Origin of the sequence: Trichocoleus sp. FACHB-6, from assembly GCF_014695815.1 — a bacterium.
In the GTDB taxonomy this organism is placed as follows: domain Bacteria; phylum Cyanobacteriota; class Cyanobacteriia; order Cyanobacteriales; family FACHB-T130; genus Funiculus; species Funiculus sociatus.
Genome location: NZ_JACJOY010000041.1, coordinates 1 through 17,914, shown reverse-complemented (window position 1 = coordinate 17,914; position 17,914 = coordinate 1). Strand labels below are relative to the sequence as shown.

The following is a 17,914-nucleotide window of genomic DNA, read 5'->3' as shown; positions in this document are numbered from 1 at the left end:
GCCTCGAATACTTGCGTTAAGAGTTTCTGGCTCTTAACGAGAAATGCTGAGTGTCGTATTTTTATTGTGACCAATTTATTTAGCGATCGCAACTCGATATGACTTCCCTGAATTCTCTACCTTAAAAGCACTACACGACTGCAAAAACTTTAGGAAGTTACCATCCATCTTCAATTGCTTCATTATGGCGCTTATCGTTACCCCATATTGCTTGTGAAATTCACTTCCTAAACTTTCGATGGGAATAGGCAAGTTGTGAGATGTATTAGTTAAGGAGTTCAGAAGATTTATTAATACCTGTTCCAAAACAACTTGCGAGTTAATCGTAGATATAGAGTTTTGGGCAAGTTCCACAAACTCATCTTTACCAATATTCTGAACTTTCAACCCCTGGCATGACTGTAAAAATTTACTTAAGCTTGAGCCTAGTCCTAATTTTTTAAGAACTTCAGTTGCAGATTTGTTATATACAGCTCTAAAACCTGTACCCAAATGTGATAAGGAAATTTTAGACTCTGGAGACTTCGTTTTTATACTACCCAAAATTCCTATAAGCGCCTGTTCTAATTGTTCCTTAGAGTTAATAGTATGTAAAGGTTTTATGTCAGTTTTAACATCTGTTGGAAAGGCAGTATTATTACTGTCATTACTGGCTACACTTCTAGGAGCAATTGTCTCAAATAGCGTTACATATAATTCAGACTGCTCTGGGGGTTGATGAACAACAAAATCCGATGGATTGTTTATAAAAATATCTCTAGCTCTCTTACCCGGAAGATGAGCCGCGACAACTTGGCTGATAGTAATTTTGTGTAACTCCAGAAACAAAGCAGAGATTCTAGATAGCTTAATCCACTGATTTCCGGTACGTTCTTGCTCAGTTTTAATCAGTAATTGGAGATGAGTAATACATTGAACTAAGGTTGGGATTTCAGGTAGCTTTTTGGGGGGATAAGTCTCAGTTTTACCATTTTTGTAGTTAGATATCGTTAAATTTTCTCCCTGCCGCCAAACGCGATATACGTTTAATCCAGTTTTTAGAAGGTGGTTACAAAGGTTGGTCATCACTTTGTCTGAGGAGCAAACTAAAACTTCTCTGGCTTTGGGATAATGTTCATGAATTGACAAGCCAACTGCGATCATTTTCCCATCAGCATTGTCTCGGCCAGCGGGAACGTGAATCAAGTCATAGCCACGCTCATGAAGTTCAGCATCTAGCTTGCCCAGATGCCGCCAATTTGCAAAGGCAATTTTAACTTGAATAGGATAGGTGCAAACTGTTGTTAAGAAATTTTCGGTTTCGGTGTCGAGTTGCAAGTTTTCTGTATCCAGAAGTAAGATAGCGATCGCTTTTGGCGTATGCGCGTCAGCGCTGCTGGCGTTAGGGGTATCGTGGACATTAGTGCTGTTCGCTCCCGCGGCTTGTTGCATTACACTATTGTTTGGACTCTGGCTCATATGACGAATTTTTGCCAGTAAGTTACTGTAAATCGGCAACTCTAAACAGCGCCCAATTAGCAGAACTTGCAGAAATTTCTGTACCGTTTTAATCAGTGTATCCCTGTCTTGTGCTTTACTGAGTTCTGCTTCCAACTTCCGCAGGAATGCAGACTGATAACGAGTATCGCTCCAAGGAGCATTCCTGTACTTTTCGCTGAGTAATTCAGGTTCGTGCTGCTGGATAGAAATAATCGCTTGGTAGACACAGAGGCTGATTTGGTGGATAACAGCAGAATCATTTGCTGCCCGCAAGCTGGGATTATCTGGCATAGCTGTTCACAAGATATATCCCATAATAAAAGATGAAGATTCACATATCTTAAACATGGCCAGAGACCTGCGGGGATTCATCAAACTACTGGAAGAAAGGGGACAATTACGGCGAATTTCAGCCTTAGTTGACCCAGATATGGAAATTGCGGAGATTTCCAACCGGATGTTACAACGGGGTGGCCCCGGACTGCTATTTGAAAATGTCAAAGGGGCTGACTATCCGGTGGCGGTGAACCTGATGGGTACAGTTGAGCGGATTTGCTGGGCGATGAATATGCAGCATCCGTTGGAGTTGGAGGAACTGGGCAAAAAGCTGAGTATGCTGCAACAGCCGAAGCCACCGAAGAAGATTTCTCAGGCGGTGGAGTTTGGCAAGCTGCTGTTTGATGTGCTGAAGGCAAAACCGGGACGCGATTTTTTCCCGGCGTGTCATCAAGTGGTAATCCAAGGCGATGATTTGGATTTGAATAGATTGCCGTTGATTCGTCCTTATTCGGGGGATGCTGGAAAGATTATCACGCTGGGGCTGGTAATTACGAAGGATTGCGAGACGGGTACGCCGAATGTGGGCGTTTATCGCCTGCAACTGCAATCTCGCAACACGATGACGGTGCATTGGCTATCGGTGCGGGGCGGTGCGAGACATTTACGCAAGGCGGCGGAACAGGGGAAGAAATTGGAGGTTGCGATCGCGCTTGGTGTTGACCCTCTGATCATCATGGCTGCGGCAACACCGATTCCAGTAGATTTATCAGAATGGCTGTTTGCGGGACTCTACGGCGGTTCTGGGGTGCAGTTGGCGAAGTGTAAGACGGTGGATTTAGAAGTGCCAGCCGACTCGGAATTTGTCCTAGAAGGCACGATTACACCGGGGGAAGTGCTGTCAGATGGCCCTTTTGGCGATCATATGGGCTATTACGGCGGCGTAGAGGATTCGCCGTTGATTCGCTTCCAGTGCATGACGCACCGCAAAGATCCAATGTATATGACAACTTTTAGCGGTCGTCCGCCGAAAGAAGAAGCGATGATGGCGATCGCGCTGAACCGCATCTACACGCCGATTTTACGACAACAAGTGTCAGAGATTGTTGATTTCTTCCTCCCAATGGAAGCGCTGAGTTATAAGGCGGCAATTATATCCATTGATAAGGCATATCCGGGACAAGCGAGACGGGCAGCCTTAGCTTTTTGGAGTGCTTTACCTCAGTTTACTTACACCAAGTTTGTGATTGTGGTGGATAAAGACATTAACATCAGAGATCCGCGTCAAGTTGTATGGGCAATTAGTTCCAAAGTTGACCCGGTGCGAGATGTTTTTATTCTGCCCAATACGCCTTTTGATACTTTGGATTTTGCCAGCGAAAAGATTGGTTTAGGTGGAAGAATGGGGATTGATGCGACTACGAAGATTCCTCCAGAAACCGAACATGAATGGGGCGAACCTTTGGAATCCGATCCAGATGTTGCCGCGATGGTGGAACGACGCTGGGCAGAGTATGGTTTAGCCGACTTGCAATTAGGAGAAGTTGATCCGAAATTGTTTGGCTACGATATGAAGTAATTATTTGGCACCAGTACCAACGCTGGTGTTAAATAATTGGGAAACTTATGGCTAAAAAGACAAGGAAGACAGCATCAAAGCTAGTCGCCGGATTAGCACTCGGTAGCATTAGCTGGATTATCAATACTGGCGCGGCTAATCTTAGCGTATTAGCGCAACCAGCTAATGAAAAAAAGTGCGATATTTCTGCCATCGTCATTGACAAAGATCCGCAAGGTTTAAATGTACGTAGTGGCCCAGGTACCAGTAGCCGAATTCTGGGAAAAATTCCCACATACGAGTCAGTTGATATCATCGCTTCGTCGGGAAATTGGGTAAAAATTAGGAAGGATTATAGCGACGGCTTTCGAGGAACTGGCTGGGTGTTTTTGCCCATGTTAGGCACCGCAACAAGGGGCTATGAAACGAATGGCGTTAATCTTTATGCCAGTCCCAGTCAGCAAAGCCGAAAAATCGGACGAGTTCCACGTAGAACCGATGTCAAACTATTAGGCTGTCAGGGACAATGGGCGCAGATTGAATATCGAGGTGTTAAGGGTTGGCTGAAAAGTGACGATCAATGTGGCGTAGGCACCACCTGTTCTTAATTGTTTTGCATTGAGAAGATTTGACGCAAAACTGTTTGGCTATGATATAACGTAGAACCCCATTGCCAGCCTCTCCCCGCTCTTTGTGGAGGGGCTAAGATATTAGTCTCAAATTTTTAGTTTTTAGATACTTTTATGCCTTCTCCACTTCCGGGTATGAATCCCTATTTAGAACATTCTGATTTTTGGTCTGGAATATATCACTTGCTAATTAGCAAACTTTTGCAGTTGTTGGCTCCCCAGGAAAAACGCACCTAAAAATTATTGATTTGTACCTGGCAAACGACATCAAATTTACTTCTCCCGGTTTTAAGAAGAAATCTCGAACTCTAACTGATGACTTTTGAGAAAGTTGTGAGTGAAATGGTCAACAAGATTTGTGTCGCTGAGTTCTAAGTTGTAGAAATCTACAAATTCATGTTCAAAATATGGGCCAGCGTGCCAAGTTCCTATTTCTAATTTGATGAAACAATTACCGGGAATGCGGAAAGCTGCAATGTCTTCTAATGCGGGTTCGTCAGTATCATTATTAGGAGGGGCAACGGCGATTAGCCAGTCTTTTCCTTCGAGGGAACCTAAACATTGAGTGCATTGGGTGTGGCGTGTGATTGTGTGAAATTTGCGCCCTTTGTGGTGCAGTCGCATGATGTAAAAGCGGGGGATTCCATTTTGAAGGTCTAGTTGGGCATCTTCGGTGTCGTAGTTTTTGCCGTCAACACTGGCAGAGATTACTTGACCGTAGGGGCGGAAATTTTCTGATGTTATTAATTGTGCTTGTAGTTGTTGGATTGTTTTTGATGTGTTCATATTAAGTAAAGATAAACTAACCGCAGAGGCGGCGGCGGCGAAAACGCAGAGAAAAGAGAATTTTTAAGAAATGATGGGGTTTATTCTGGTTTGAGTTTGCTGGGAATTATTCAGGCTTGTTTTTCGTCATCTGAGGGTCTAGTGTACCACCAAGCCCAGGCGATTAGGACTGCTTGAAAGGGAAGTCTTGCTGCTTGAAACCAGGGGGAATTTGGTATGTTTGGAAGCTGGATTTGGTTAACTGCCATGTTGATGTTGGCTGGGAAAACGAAGATGAAAAGAGTAAGTAATCCCCAAGCCGCAGCATGACTGACGGGGGGAATTAATAGTCCGATACCACCTAATATTTCAAAGAAGCCGCTGATATAGACGAGTGACAGAGGGTAAGGTAGTTCGGCGGGGATGAGTTTTGCAAATATGTTTGGGATGACAAAGTGCAGCACTCCGACAAAAATGATACAGGCGGCGAGGATGATTCGCAAAAGTTCTTTGTTCTTTTTGATGAGTTCCATTTGAACCTATACAGACTGATTATTATAAAATACTGACAAATTTTGTCTATTTTTTTAGTTTCTGCGTGAAATTTCCCTTTTTCTTGAATCAAGATTCGGAAAATTTGGTTGCAAATCCTCCAAAATAAGAAAATATCTCTTACCCTCATGGAGGCTAGCCAGATGACTGCAACTTCTATACCATCAATAGACTGGGATGCTCTGTCATCTGAGCTGACGGGGATAGAAATCATTACTGATGCTACCCAAGTCGCGAAACTTTCCCAAGATTACTACACGTTCAGCCCGGTGTTGCAAAACTTGTTGAGTGGGAAAACGGGGAATTTAGTTGCCCGTCCGGTTACTGAGGCGCAAGTGTTACAAGTGGCAGCAGCTTGTGTTAAGCATAAAGTGCCGCTGACGGTGCGGGGTGCGGGTACGGGGAATTATGGTCAGTGCGTACCTCTGGAAGGTGGGGTAATTTTGGATACTACGCGGTTGAATGAGATTCGCTGGATTAAACCGGGTTTGGCGTGTGTAGAGCCTGGGGTGAAGCTGGCGGCGTTGGATAAACAGGCACGGGAAGCGGGGTGGGAAATGCGAATGGCACCTTCAACTTACCGCACGGCGACAGTTGGAGGGTTTATTGGCGGTGGGAGTGGGGGAATTGGTTCGATTACTTACGGACAGTTGCGCGATCGCGGTAATCTCCATGCTGTTAGAGTGGTGACGATGGAAGATGTACCGCGTGTAATTGAGTTACGTGGCGATGAAGTCCAAAAGGTAAATCACGCCTACGGGACGAATGGGATTATCACTGAGTTAGAAATTCCCCTTGGCCCTGCTTATGCTTGGGCAGAATTAATCGTCACTTTTGATGATTTTATGACAGCTGCTCGCTTTGGTCAAAGTCTGGGTGATGCTGATGGTTTGATTAAGAAATTAATTTGTATCTGTGCTGCGCCAATTCCATCTTACTTTGCTGCTTTACGCAATCAGATTCCTGAAAATAGTCACTGTGCTTTATTGATGGTGGCAGAATGTTGTCTGGAACCGTTGCAAGGTTTAATTCGGGAATATGGCGGTAAAATTTGTTATGAAAAATCTGCAAAAGAAGCGAGTAAAGGCACTTCTTTAGCAGAGTTCACTTGGAATCATACTACTTTACACGCTCGTAGTGTTGACCCGACACTCACTTATTTACAAACTTTATTTCCAGCAGATAAAAGTCTGAAGTTGGTGGAGCATATGTATCATCATTTTGGCGAGGAAGTGATGATGCACTTGGAATTCCTTCGGGTGAATGGTACTGCTATCCCTGCTGCTTTGCAAATTGTTCGCTATACGACTGAGGAAAGGTTGAAGGAAATTATTCGTTATCACGAGGAACAGGGGGCGTTTATTGCTAATCCTCACACTTATATTTTGGAGGATGGAGGAAGAAAAAGTATTGATCCGGTGCAGTTGCAGTTTAAGGAGATGGTTGATCCTTATGGGTTGTTGAATCCAGGTAAGATGAAGGCTTGGGGAGAAAGGAAATAAACCGCATTGGTGGAGCCTGGGCGTTAGCGCTTAGACGCATTAGCGAAGCCATGCGCGTAAGCGCTATAGAGCGAGAAGGAAAGATGGAAGGAATAGAATTTATAAGCAGAATGAAATAGTTAAAAGATTATTGTCGTTTATCTCAACAATGATGCACAATTTTATTCCTCCTGAGCGGTTTTTTCCTTATCTGAGTTGGACTGATATCCAAGGGATGCCGGATAAGGAAAATGTGGTAATTATTCAGCCTGTGGGTGCTATTGAGCAACATGGCCCTCATCTGCCGATTATTGTGGATTCGGCTATTGGTGTGGCTGTGGTTGGTAAGGCTTTGGCAAAGTTAGATTCAGAGATTCCTGCATACGCTTTACCGCCTTTGTATTATGGGAAATCAAACGAACATTGGCATTTTCCGGGGACGATTACTTTAAGTGCGGAGACACTTTTGGCTGTTTTAAAGGAGATGGCTGATAGTGTTTATCGGGCCGGTTTTCGGAAGTTGGTGTTGATGAATTCTCATGGGGGACAACCGCAGGTAATGGAAATTGCGGCGCGGGATTTGCATCAGCAATATGAAGATTTTCTGGTGTTTCCGTTATTTACTTGGCGGGTTCCGCACGTTGCTAAGGAGTTACTGACTCCGAAAGAATTGGAATTTGGTATTCATGCGGGAGATGCGGAAACAAGTCTGCTGCTGTCTATTTTGCCGGAACAAGTGAAGATGGAAAAGGCAGTTGCTGAGTATCCGCAAGGTTTACCGGAAGATAGTTTGTTGAGTATGGAGGGAAAGTTACCTTTTGCTTGGGTGACGCGAGACTTAAGTCGAAGTGGGGTTTTGGGAGATCCGACGACGGCGACTAAAGAAAAGGGCGATCGCTTGTTAGAATCGGTCTCTGATGGCTGGGTACAAGTTATCAAAGATATCTACAAGTTCCGTCAGCCGCGTTGTAAAACTTAAGGCAAGTTATTTCACCCAGTCAGGTGAATCAAACAGGTGAAGGCTATACCTATGGCTAGAGGCTAATTTGAGATTAATCCAACCAAGTCTCAATACCTCAGCTATGAAAACTTTCTTAAACTATTCTGCCTTATTATCTGCTCTAGCTTTGTGTGGTGCTTTGCCCTTAGCTTCCCCAACTTTTGCGTTTGATAGAGACTCCATACAAAATCTCAACCAGAGACAAAATAACGACGCTTTGCTGGCGCAGTGGCGAGACACTTATCGCCCTAGCGGACAAGTGCAGCAACTGTTAAACCGCATAGAAAGCCGTACTGATAGGTTTCGTGAAAACCTCGATAGGGCGCTTGACGAAAGCCGTTTCAATGGTTCCGATCGGGAAGATGAAATCAATCAGTATGTCAGAGATTTTGAAGTAGCAACAAATCGCTTGCGCGATCGCTATTACAATGGTCAATATGTTGCTGCCGATCTTCAGGAAGTGGTGCGACGGGCAAACAGAATAGACAATTTCATGCGTCGCCAACGCTTAGGCTTGGGTGCTGAACGCGACTGGGCTGCTATCCGTCTGGATTTGAATCAGCTAGGACGTATTACAAACGGCGTAACCAGGCGCTATTACCCAGATCGTAGTTATTAAAGTCTCCCGTTGCAGATAATTGCGATCACCATTCCTAGTAGTTGTAAATTAACTTGTTAAAAGTTGATGATTTGAGAATAGGGCAATATGCGCGATCGCTCTGTTTTTTCCTCTACTTTCTCTCCTTAGCAAGCGTTGGGGCAATTCATAAATTGCCCCGACTTCTAACTCTAACGCCCAACGGTAAGCGGTTGCTTGGTGAAAACAGCATTACCCGTTTCTACATCAAACCAGTGAATAAATTGGGGAGGAAGTGTCAACGTTACATCCTCCCCACTCAACTGCTGATCTGGCGGTAACAAAGCCCGAATGGTGACTGCTTCTGTCTGCGAAGCTTCAACGCGGACGCTAATTAAATTGTGCATTCCCAAGTTTTCTACTAAATACACTCGTCCCCGAATTGTTTGTCTATCTTCCGGTTGGGCAATGAGTACATTTTCTGGACGAATACCCAGCACAATTTGCGGCGGCGTAGTTGGAATTTCCGGCAACGGTATTCTGAAACTACCCAAGATTGCGGAATTTCCCTGGCAAGGAACAGTGAGCAAATTCATCTGCGGGCTGCCAACAAAACCAGCAACAAATTGATTCGCCGGATTGTTATAAATGCGGTGCGGCGGGTCAAGTTGCTGTACGTCACCCTTATTAAGAACAGCCACTTTCGTAGAAAGCGTCATGGCTTCTGTTTGGTCGTGGGTGACATAAACAACTGGGACTTTTTGAGCTGCAAATAGTTGCTTAATTTCCGCCCTGACTTTTTCTCGCAACAGCGCATCTAAGTTACTCAGCGGTTCATCTAATAAGAATACATCTGGGCTACGTACCAGGGCGCGTGCTAGAGCAACCCGTTGCCTTTGTCCTCCAGACATTTGACCGGGTTTGCGGTTCATTAACTCGTCTAATCCCAAGACTCGCGACGCTTCTGCTACTCGTTCTTTGATTTCTGCGGATGGAGTTTTTTTCAGTCTAAGTCCAGAAGCAATGTTTTCGTAAACAGTTAAGTGTGGATAAAGGGCATAGCTTTGAAACACCATCGCAATATTGCGATCGCCTGGTCGTTTATTCGTAACATCCACGTCCCCGATAGTTACTCGACCGCGAGTGGGTTCCTCCAAACCTGCAATTAGTCGGAGTATGGTAGATTTACCACACCCGGAAGGGCCTAGTAAGGTGAGAAATTCACCATCTTCTACACTCAAGCTAACGTCTTTAACTGGGATGACTTTAGGAGTATAGGTTTTATTTAAGTTTCTGAGTTCTAGTTTAGCCATTTTCGATTTTGGATTTTGGATTAAAAAACTTTAGATGGAACCTCTCCACAACCCCTCCCCTAGTAGGGGAGGGGCTTTCCTCGTTCCCAGTCAGATGCTGGAAACGAGACCGGACGAGGCTCCAGCCTCGTGTTAACCTTTCACCGCACCAGCTGTTAAACCTTGGACAATCTTGCGCTGGAAGAACAAAACCAGTAAGACGAGGGGCAATGTTCCCAAGACAGTAGCAGCAGCGATCGCTCCATAGGGAATTTCAAAGGCCGAGGAACCGCCTAGCTGTGCAGCTGCAACGGGGATTGTCTTCATATCTTCGCGGGTGATGAAAGTGAGGGCGAAAATAAACTCGTTCCAGGCAAAAATAAAGGTCAGAATTCCCGTTGTCACCAGTGCAGGTAATGTCATTGGTAACACGATTTGTGTTAGCATTTGCCAAGTATTATAACCATCAACCTTAGCCGCGTCTTCCAAATCTTTTGGTAATTGCTCAAAAAAGCTTCGCAGCACCAAAATTGTTAAAGGTAGATTAATTGCCGTATAGGGAATAATCAGCGCTAGATAGTTATTTGCTAGTCGCAGCCCTTGGATAATTTCCAACAGCCCCAAGAATAAAAGAATTCCTGGGAATAAGGTGACAATAAGGACACCTGCAAGAATAACTTTTGCACCCCAAGGGCGCAATCTTGCCAGCGCGTAGGCGGCGGGCGCTCCGATTAATAAAGCGAGAGCTGTGGAAGTAATCGACACGAAGGCACTATTTAAAATGTATCGCCAAAACGGGCGACGGACGAACAATTCAATGTAGTGATGCAGGGTATATCGAGTGGGAAAATAAACCGTGGGAACGGCGACAATATCTTCGTTAACCTTAACTGAAGTCAGCAATTGCCACAAAACGGGGGCTAGAGAGAATAGCACTACAAAAGCAACTACTATGGGTATGAAGATTTTTTTCCAGGGAATTTTTACTCCTCCGGTTGGAGTTGGCGTTGGAGTCGTTTTTCGTTCTTGGTGAATTACAGTCATGTCTATTTTGGATTTTTATTTAATAAATGCTATTAAGCTAATCCAGAAGTTTTGGCACGGGATCTAGTTAGCAAGAAACTAGCGATCGCTACCGCTAAAATTAGCAACAAAAATGTCACTACCACCAACGCTGCACCATAACCAAAATCTAAGTAGCGCATCACAGTAGAATAAATGTAGAGCGATACCACTTCAGTCGCACCCCCAGGGCCACCACCTGTCATTACTGCAATCAAATCGAAGATTCCGAAAGCTTGAGCAAACCGAAATAATAAGGCGATCAAAATTTGTGGCAGCAGCAGCGGTAGAGTAATTCTGGTAAAGTTTTGCCAGGGCGTCGCTCCATCAATTGAATGCGCTTCGTAGAGGTCTGGCGAAATAGATTGTAACCCAGCCAGCAGCAGAATACTAATGAATGGTGTGGTTTTCCAAACATCAGCAAAAATAACTGCCATCATTGCCAGCGTCGGGTCGCCCAGCCAGTTAATCCCAGTCTTAATTAGACCCAACCGCAGTAGAATATCGTTAACAACTCCAAATTGGTCGTTAAAAATCCAAGCCCAGGCAAGACCAATTAAAGCAGTCGGTAAAGCCCAAGGTAAGATAGCGGTGGTTCTTACTAAGCCTCGCCCCAGAAATTTCTGATTCAGAACTAGCGCGATCGCCATTCCTAATAGTAACTCGAAGAAAACTGATGCAGACGTGAAGATTGTCGTCGTCCAAAAACTCTGCCAGAAACGGCCATCGCCCGCCATCCGCGCATAGTTAGCAAAACCAGAGAAAACGGGTTTCAACTCGGTTCCCAGATTTTCCGTAAACAAACTCAACCAAAATGCTCGCCCAATTGGGTAAGCATAGACAAACAAAAGCAGCAGCAATGCTGGTAGTAATAAAATCCAACTTGTTCGTTGTTCCCGCCCTCGAATTGTATCCATCTTATTTTTGCCTTTCTCTATTAGTAGTTGAGGTACGACCAACTAAAGTTCGCTGCTTTCCGTGCTTTGTTGGGTTTCACATTCGTTCTATTAGTAGGTTGGGTTGAGGTACGACCAACTAAAGTTCGCTGCTTTTCGTGCTTTGTTGGGTTTCACATTCGTTCAACCTAACCTACTAGCGCGACAAGCTTAATTTGCTGGGTTTGCTGAGGGCTAAAAAGCTCGAAATGTAACCTTTTCCACATTTGTTCAACCCAGCATTTTAGCCTAGACGCGCTACTACAATCTTTTAGCTTTTGCCTTGTACTAGCAGTTGCCGCGTTTCATTAGCTGCGGATTTCATCGCTGTTTCTGGAGTCATGCGATTAGTTAGTGCGGCGCTAAGATAGCGTTGCAAAATATCTGACACTTGGGCATACTGAGCAATTGGCGGACGTAAAACTGCTTGCTGTACAACTTCTAGAATTTGTGGGTAGTGAGCGTATTTAGCAACGATTTCTGGATCTGTAAACAATTCTCTTCGGCTTGGCACATAACCCGCACTCAAAATGAATCGGCGCTGTGCTTCAATACTGGTAAAGTATTGAATTGCTTTCCAAGCTTCTTTGGGATGTTTGGAAGTTTTAGAAATACCTAAACCCCAGCCTCCCAAACAAGCTCCTCCAGTTTGATTAGGAGCATGAACCATTGGTTTAATAGCAATTTTGCCTTTAATTTGTGATGTTTCTTCATTAGCTAAAGGCCAAACATAGGGCCAGCTGCGGAGAAATGCTGATTGACCGCTTTGGAAAAAACGTCGGGTTTCTTCTTCCTGATAAGTTGTTACTCCTGGTGGAGAAACGCCCTCTTGAACTGTGTCTTTGAGGAATGCGATCGCTTGCAAAGTTTCCGGTCTATCCAATCCCACTTCTAGGGTGTCGGGATTAACCCAAAAGCCGCCAAAACCTTCGAGAACTTCCACAAACATTGCCACGAGTCCTTCGTATTGGCGGCCCTGCCAAACGTAGCCCCAATTAACTTTTCCTTGCTGCTGCAAGGCTTTGGAAACTCTCATCAAATCTTGAAACGTTTCTGGTGGTTCCAATCCTGCTTCTTTTAACAAATCTTCCCGATAATAGAGCATCCCCACATCGGAACGAATTGGAATTCGGTACAGTCTGCCTTCGTAACGTCCCCCCTCCACATCTTGTGGCGTAAATGCTGCTAACTCCTCTTGGCTAATTTGATCCGTGAGGTCTCGTAACCACCCAGCAGCGGCAAATTTGGGTGTCCAAATTACGTCCATATTTACTAGATCGTAAGGAGAATCGCCCAAAAGAAAAGCAGAAGTATAGAGGTCTTCGAGTAAATTTGTAGCATTCGGCCCCTCAATAATATTGAGCCGAATGCCAGGATTTTCTGCCTCAAAATCTTTTACCATACCTTGTTGCCAAGGTTGAGCATCGGGGGCTGTCATCAACAAGTTGAGGGTGACTGGCTGCTGAGCCGTCACAATCCAGCTAAATAGTATGACACCCAAGGAAAGAGTTAGGAAAAACAAAAAGCGGCGCAAATATCCTAACCTTCTTAGGATATTTTGCACTATGTTTATTGGCTTGTTATACAACATTGTTAACTGAGTAATCAGAGGTTTTAATCATTAGAAAATGAAAACCCTCAACCTTCCTAATAGCACGCTCTTGTTACTTATAAGTATTGCTTAGTATAATTAAACAAACTTAAACAAAGTTTTCCAGCGTTGGCTATGGGGATGGTTGTGTTTAGAAAACGTGAATGTGCCGGATCGCCGCCTCAGATAAACTGAGACTTTTCTGTAAGTTCTGCTAACAGTGCGAACTGCTTATTGGGATAGATAAAAGTTGATGCAATTTTTCTAATTTAATTCGCCCTTAAACAAGGAGCAACTTTCCTAAGATATAGTAATCTATGTCTAAAGATAATCTCTCAAGAGGTAGAACTAGCACCATACAAAGTGTTATATTTAAGAATAAGTTGTAAAATAATGTTAAGATAAGTAAATATTTTATATTATGTTTACGTAAAAACGCCTAATAACTGTATAGACACGATAACCGCAAATATTCTACAAAAACGAACGATACTCTTCACAGAGGAATTAGAGGTTGAGATCATGAAAAAGTCCTTTATTTCCTGATCTAAAATTTCAGATTTAGCTAAAAGCATAGGAGCTAAGTTTAGCGGGAATCAATTTTTAGGTATTACTTTATTAGGTTTTTGTACAACTAAATTCGATAAGTTATTAGGTATATAAAATATAATATAGTATTATTTGATTTGTGACTTTATAGACAGATATAGATGGCGAAGGGTAAAAAGAGAGATTTTAACAACCGATATAGGATTGCTTGAATATAATATTGCTAACTTGTTCGCCTGATGGGATTAGGCAGCAAGGGAATACAATTGTTGATGTAATAAATCCTTTTTTTTTCTATGGGTACAACACCAGAACAATCTCAAACTGAATATGTAGAACAAATGGCAAAGTTAATAGATTTGCCAATAAAACCAGAATACCTTCCGGGCGTAGGGGAAAACTTTGAGAGAATTGCTGCGATCGCGCAAATTGTCACGGAATTTCCGTTACCGGATACAATTGAAGCGGCACCTGTATTTGAGCCATGAGCAAAGCATATCCTGATGCCACTCAAATTGCTGAGGTAGTGCGGGGACAAGAAGTTTCTGCAAAATCTGTCATTGCTGCTACATTGGCAAGAATTGCCGAAGAAAATCAGACGTTTAATTGTTTTACTACTGTAACTGCTGATACAGCAATGGCAGATGCTTCAAAAATTGATGAAGCGATCGCATTAGGTAAAGATCCGGGTATTCTTGCAGGCGTACCATTCGCCGTAAAAAATCTCTTTGATATCGCTGGGTTGACTACTTTAGCGGGTTCAAAAATTAACGCTGAAAATCCTCCAGCCATCAAAGATGCCACAGCCGTTGCTAAACTAAAACAAGCTGGTGCGGTGCTAGTCGGGGCGTTAAATATGGATGAATACGCCTATGGCTTTGTCACCGAAAATAGCCATTATGGTGCTACCCGCAACCCCCACGATACAACCCGCGTTGCTGGCGGTTCTTCTGGAGGTTCGGCGGCGGCTGTTGCTGCTGGGTTAGTTCCCCTGACGTTGGGAAGCGATACTAACGGTTCAATTCGCGTTCCTGCCTCATTGTGCGGTATTTTTGGCTTTAAGCCTACTTACGGGCGATTGTCGCGCTCAGGTGCGGTATTATTTTCCAGTAGCTTCGATCATATTGGCCCTTTTGCGCGTTCTGTGCGCGACATTGCCGCAGTTTTTGATATCCTTCAAGGAGCGGATGAGAGCGATCGCGTTTGTACAAAGCGCCCCCCTCAATTGTGCTTACCGCAATTAAATCAAGGCCTTGAAGGTTTGCGAATTGCTGTTGCTGAAGGTTATTTTGCCAAAGGTGCAGAACTAGAAGCCTTAGAAGCAGTCGCCACAATTGCGAGTGCGTTGGATGTCACCAAATTTGTAACGATACCGGAACCCCATCGCGCCAGGGCAGCAGCTTTTATAATAACAGCAGCAGAAGGCGCTAATTTGCATATGGATTCCTTGCGATCACGTCCTTTTGATTTCGATCCAGCAACACGCGATCGCTTTCTAGCCGGTGCCTTAATTCCCGCAACGTGGTACATTCAAGGGCAAAGGTTTCGACAATGGTATCGCGATCGCGTTCGAGAAATCTTCAAAGAAGTAGATATAATTCTCGCCCCCACAACTCCTTGCTTTGCACCTAAAATTGGTCAACAGAAGATGACAATTGGCGGAGAAGAAGTCTTAGTTCGTCCTAATTTGGGACTATATACTCAACCTCTATCTTTTATCGGATTGCCCGTTTTATCCGTCCCAATCCACCATCCCGATAGACTACCTTTAGGAGTACAAATTATCGCCGCACCTTACAACGAAGCGCTAATTTTACGAGTAGCAGCAGTGTTAGAATCTCAATCAATTATATCAGCACCAGTTGCACAGTAGTTTAACATTTCTTTATCCCCACCCCCGAAATGTGAGGAGTGACGATGGGAATGGAAGGTTCAAACCTTTCATAATCAAGATGTTCAAAACCAGCATTTTCTAACGCTATCCAAGTTTCGCGGGCTGGTTCGCAACCATCAGCCAGAAATTTCCACACCGGGCGAACTCCCTCCTGTACCCGTCTCAACCAAGTACCTTTAGGGGCGGCGACGTGTTCAATAAATAAGAAGCGTCCGCCGGGTTTGAGAACTCGCAAAATTTCTTGTAAAGTAGCCTTTAAATCTGGTACTGAACACAAAACCAACGTACTAACAACTGCATCTACACTGTTATCTTCAGCTTCCAAACGTTCAGCGCTAATCGTGCGGACATCAACGTTATTTAAGCCCACCTTTTCTGCTTCTTTCTGGAGATACGGGTGCATATAGGGATTTGGCTCAATGCCAATCCAACGCATATCTTTGGGATAATAGGGGAAGTTAGCACCAGTTCCAGGGCCAATTTCCAAAACATCCCCGTGCAGGTTTCCGAATAGGTTGCGTTTGCGATCGCAAACCAGTTTCTCGTAACTTGCATTACCTGTAGATAGTAACCAGGCAAATAAACGTTTGTTCCAACAGCAGGGGCAACCTTGCATTTGCAATTCCATAGAAATTTGCGTTCAATCACATTATCTATTATTTTATAAAACAGAGAAATTAGCCAAATACATCTAATAGGGTAAATCTACTGGGTGAATATCATTAAACCACTTGCAAAAGTTGATAAACGCCCTCAGACTAAAGGTATGAGCGCATTTTTGCTACATAAAGATGATGAAAACATACGATTGGATTGTAGTTGGCGGCGGTATTACGGGTGCAACGCTAAGTTACGAACTGGCAAAAAAAGGCTTTTCGGTTCTGTTAATACAACACGCCGCCTCGCAAAATGCCACGCGCTATAGTTATGGTGGGTTAGCATATTGGTCTGGAACAACAGATTTAACACGGCAATTGTGCGCTGAAGGTATCGAAATTCACCGCAATTTATCGGAGGAATTAGACAGCGATACTGAGTTTCGCGAATTAGACTTAATTTTAACAATTGCTGCTGATGATAACCCGGAACAAGTAGCAGCATACGCTCGTTTTGCTATTCCACCGCGCTTACTCAGTGTTGAGGAAGCTTGCGAAATGGAACCGCTACTAAATAAGGATGCGATCGCGTCTGCTTTAACCGTCCGTCACGGTCATATTGAAGCAGAAAAAACTACCTCTGGTTACATCCAAGCCTTTCGCCGTTTTGGGGGTGAAGTTCTTTGCGATCGCGTGGTACAACTCAACAGAGAAGGCGAAAAAATTCTCGGAGTCAAAACAGCAACCGAAACCTATCATGCAGCTAACACCATCATCTGTGCCGGTGGTTTCAGCCGCGCCTTACTAAAAGCAGCTAATATTCCCATCCGGCTATATTTTACCCATGCCGAACTAATCGAAACTGAGCCAGTTGATATACATTTGCGTACACTGGTAATGCCAGCGGATACAACACGATTCCAATTGGAAGCCGAAGCTAGTAAACCCGAACTAGATCATCTATGGAATCAACCCAATAATGAACCAATGCCACCCATTTTAGATGCAGGTGCCATACAGTTTAAAGACGGTAGCTTACGCATCGGACAAATTAGCCGAGTTCTCACCGATCCCAACGCAAAAATTGATGGGGTTGAAAGCGAAGCCAACCTCCGCGCTGCTGTGGGAAAAGTCTTACCTGCCATAGAGAAATTACCGGGAAAGTGGCATCATTGCTTGGTAGCATTTAGTAGCGATCGTCTTCCTCTCATCGGCGCTATTAATAACGTCGAAGGCATCTATATTTTCTCCGGATTCTCCAACCCATTAGTATTCGTACCACCCTTAGCCAAACGCTTTGCGAGTTGGGCAACTGGGCAAGATGACCATATTATCGCCCAGCTATCTCCTCAACGATTGTGATTTAAATAACCATTCCTGTGTCACTGGTGATACTCTTTTTGGTAGATGAATTGCCTCTTAGGGTGAGCCAAGGTTATTGAGTAAACCTTTAAAAGGCAAAATTTATGCAAGCCACTGACAATACACGCGCCGTTAGCAACCTTGAGTACGATTTGCTCACAGTATTACAAAACAAAGCTGAAGCGCTCAAAGCATATGAGACTTATAGAACCCATTTGACATCTTTTACTATCTTGAAGTACAGTTACCGCAAAAGCCGTATCCAGCAGTCATGCCGTACTCTAGCAGCCTAACAGACGAAGAGTGGGAAATCCTT

General features: G+C 44.1%; 18 protein-coding genes. 10 read left to right on the top strand and 8 right to left on the bottom strand.

What is annotated here, in order from left to right; genetic code table 11:
• Positions 1-75: 75 nt before the first annotated feature.
• Entirely contained in the window at positions 76-1,770 is a 1,695-nt protein-coding gene (locus H6F66_RS08010) for an NYN domain-containing protein (protein WP_190419998.1), read from the bottom strand.
• 55 nt (positions 1,771-1,825) lie between these two features.
• Between H6F66_RS08010 and H6F66_RS08005 the strand changes: the two genes are divergently transcribed.
• From H6F66_RS08005 to H6F66_RS29255, 3 genes are all read left to right on the top strand, one after another.
• Positions 1,826-3,334: a UbiD family decarboxylase gene (locus H6F66_RS08005; RefSeq protein ID WP_190419996.1), complete on the top strand. Its 1,509-nt coding sequence runs from the start codon at positions 1,826-1,828 to the stop codon at positions 3,332-3,334.
• A 47-nt stretch (positions 3,335-3,381) separates the two neighbouring features.
• Positions 3,382-3,921 carry an SH3 domain-containing protein gene (locus H6F66_RS08000; protein ID WP_190419993.1) on the top strand — a complete coding sequence of 180 codons (540 nt, stop codon included), beginning with the start codon at positions 3,382-3,384 and terminating at the stop codon, positions 3,919-3,921.
• 135 nt (positions 3,922-4,056) lie between these two features.
• Positions 4,057-4,179 carry a DUF4058 family protein gene (locus H6F66_RS29255; protein WP_190419991.1) on the top strand — a complete coding sequence of 41 codons (123 nt, stop codon included), beginning with the start codon at positions 4,057-4,059 and terminating at the stop codon, positions 4,177-4,179.
• Between the two features lie 51 nt (positions 4,180-4,230).
• On the opposite strand, the gene H6F66_RS07990 is transcribed toward H6F66_RS29255, so the two are convergent.
• The gene (locus H6F66_RS07990) at positions 4,231-4,728 is read right to left on the bottom strand and encodes an ureidoglycolate lyase (protein ID WP_190419989.1); all 498 of its coding nucleotides are present in this window, start codon (positions 4,726-4,728) and stop codon (positions 4,231-4,233) included.
• 110 nt (positions 4,729-4,838) lie between these two features.
• On the bottom strand, positions 4,839-5,231 hold the full coding sequence (locus H6F66_RS07985; RefSeq protein ID WP_190420034.1) for a DoxX family protein: 393 nt from the start codon (positions 5,229-5,231) through the stop codon (positions 4,839-4,841).
• A gap of 171 nt (positions 5,232-5,402) precedes the next feature.
• Here H6F66_RS07985 and H6F66_RS07980 point away from each other — a divergent pair, with 171 nt between their 5' ends.
• The 3 genes from H6F66_RS07980 to H6F66_RS07970 all read left to right on the top strand — a co-directional run bounded on the left by H6F66_RS07980 (position 5,403) and on the right by H6F66_RS07970 (position 8,359).
• Positions 5,403-6,761: an FAD-binding oxidoreductase gene (locus tag H6F66_RS07980; protein WP_190419987.1), complete on the top strand. Its 1,359-nt coding sequence runs from the start codon at positions 5,403-5,405 to the stop codon at positions 6,759-6,761.
• Positions 6,762-6,912: 151 nt separating this feature from the next.
• A complete protein-coding gene (locus tag H6F66_RS07975; RefSeq protein WP_190420032.1) occupies positions 6,913-7,719 on the top strand; it encodes a creatininase family protein in 807 nt (268 codons plus the stop codon).
• Positions 7,720-7,822: 103 nt separating this feature from the next.
• Positions 7,823-8,359: a hypothetical protein gene (locus H6F66_RS07970; protein WP_190419985.1), complete on the top strand. Its 537-nt coding sequence runs from the start codon at positions 7,823-7,825 to the stop codon at positions 8,357-8,359.
• A 170-nt stretch (positions 8,360-8,529) separates the two neighbouring features.
• Here the strand turns inward: H6F66_RS07970 and H6F66_RS07965 are convergent, their stop codons facing one another.
• From H6F66_RS07965 to H6F66_RS07950, 4 genes are all read right to left on the bottom strand, one after another.
• Positions 8,530-9,630: an ABC transporter ATP-binding protein gene (locus H6F66_RS07965; RefSeq protein ID WP_190419983.1), complete on the bottom strand. Its 1,101-nt coding sequence runs from the start codon at positions 9,628-9,630 to the stop codon at positions 8,530-8,532.
• Between the two features lie 132 nt (positions 9,631-9,762).
• Positions 9,763-10,653: a carbohydrate ABC transporter permease gene (locus H6F66_RS07960; RefSeq protein WP_190419981.1), complete on the bottom strand. Its 891-nt coding sequence runs from the start codon at positions 10,651-10,653 to the stop codon at positions 9,763-9,765.
• Between the two features lie 32 nt (positions 10,654-10,685).
• Positions 10,686-11,588, bottom strand: a complete 903-nt coding sequence (locus H6F66_RS07955; protein WP_190419979.1) for a sugar ABC transporter permease — start codon at positions 11,586-11,588, stop codon at positions 10,686-10,688.
• A gap of 289 nt (positions 11,589-11,877) precedes the next feature.
• Complete coding sequence (locus tag H6F66_RS07950) at positions 11,878-13,197, bottom strand: ABC transporter substrate-binding protein (protein WP_190419977.1); 1,320 nt, start codon at positions 13,195-13,197, stop codon at positions 11,878-11,880.
• A gap of 845 nt (positions 13,198-14,042) precedes the next feature.
• On the opposite strand from H6F66_RS07950, the gene H6F66_RS07945 reads away from it, so the two are divergent.
• Both H6F66_RS07945 and H6F66_RS07940 read left to right on the top strand, forming a co-directional pair.
• Positions 14,043-14,234 carry a DUF4089 domain-containing protein gene (locus tag H6F66_RS07945; protein WP_190419975.1) on the top strand — a complete coding sequence of 64 codons (192 nt, stop codon included), beginning with the start codon at positions 14,043-14,045 and terminating at the stop codon, positions 14,232-14,234.
• Positions 14,231-15,619, top strand: a complete 1,389-nt coding sequence (locus tag H6F66_RS07940) for an AtzE family amidohydrolase (RefSeq protein WP_190419973.1) — start codon at positions 14,231-14,233, stop codon at positions 15,617-15,619. Before H6F66_RS07945 ends, H6F66_RS07940 begins: the two co-directional genes overlap by 4 nt.
• 1 nt (position 15,620) lies before the next feature.
• Here H6F66_RS07940 and H6F66_RS07935 read toward each other — a convergent pair whose 3' ends face one another.
• Positions 15,621-16,268: a class I SAM-dependent methyltransferase gene (locus H6F66_RS07935; RefSeq protein WP_199295138.1), complete on the bottom strand. Its 648-nt coding sequence runs from the start codon at positions 16,266-16,268 to the stop codon at positions 15,621-15,623.
• Between the two features lie 166 nt (positions 16,269-16,434).
• On the opposite strand from H6F66_RS07935, the gene H6F66_RS07930 reads away from it, so the two are divergent.
• Positions 16,435-17,598 (top strand): FAD-binding oxidoreductase, encoded by a 1,164-nt coding sequence (locus tag H6F66_RS07930; protein ID WP_190420028.1) that lies wholly within the window; start codon positions 16,435-16,437, stop codon positions 17,596-17,598.
• 104 nt (positions 17,599-17,702) lie between these two features.
• Positions 17,703-17,891, top strand: a complete 189-nt coding sequence (locus H6F66_RS07925) for a hypothetical protein (protein WP_190420038.1) — start codon at positions 17,703-17,705, stop codon at positions 17,889-17,891.
• Positions 17,892-17,914 lie beyond the last annotated feature (23 nt).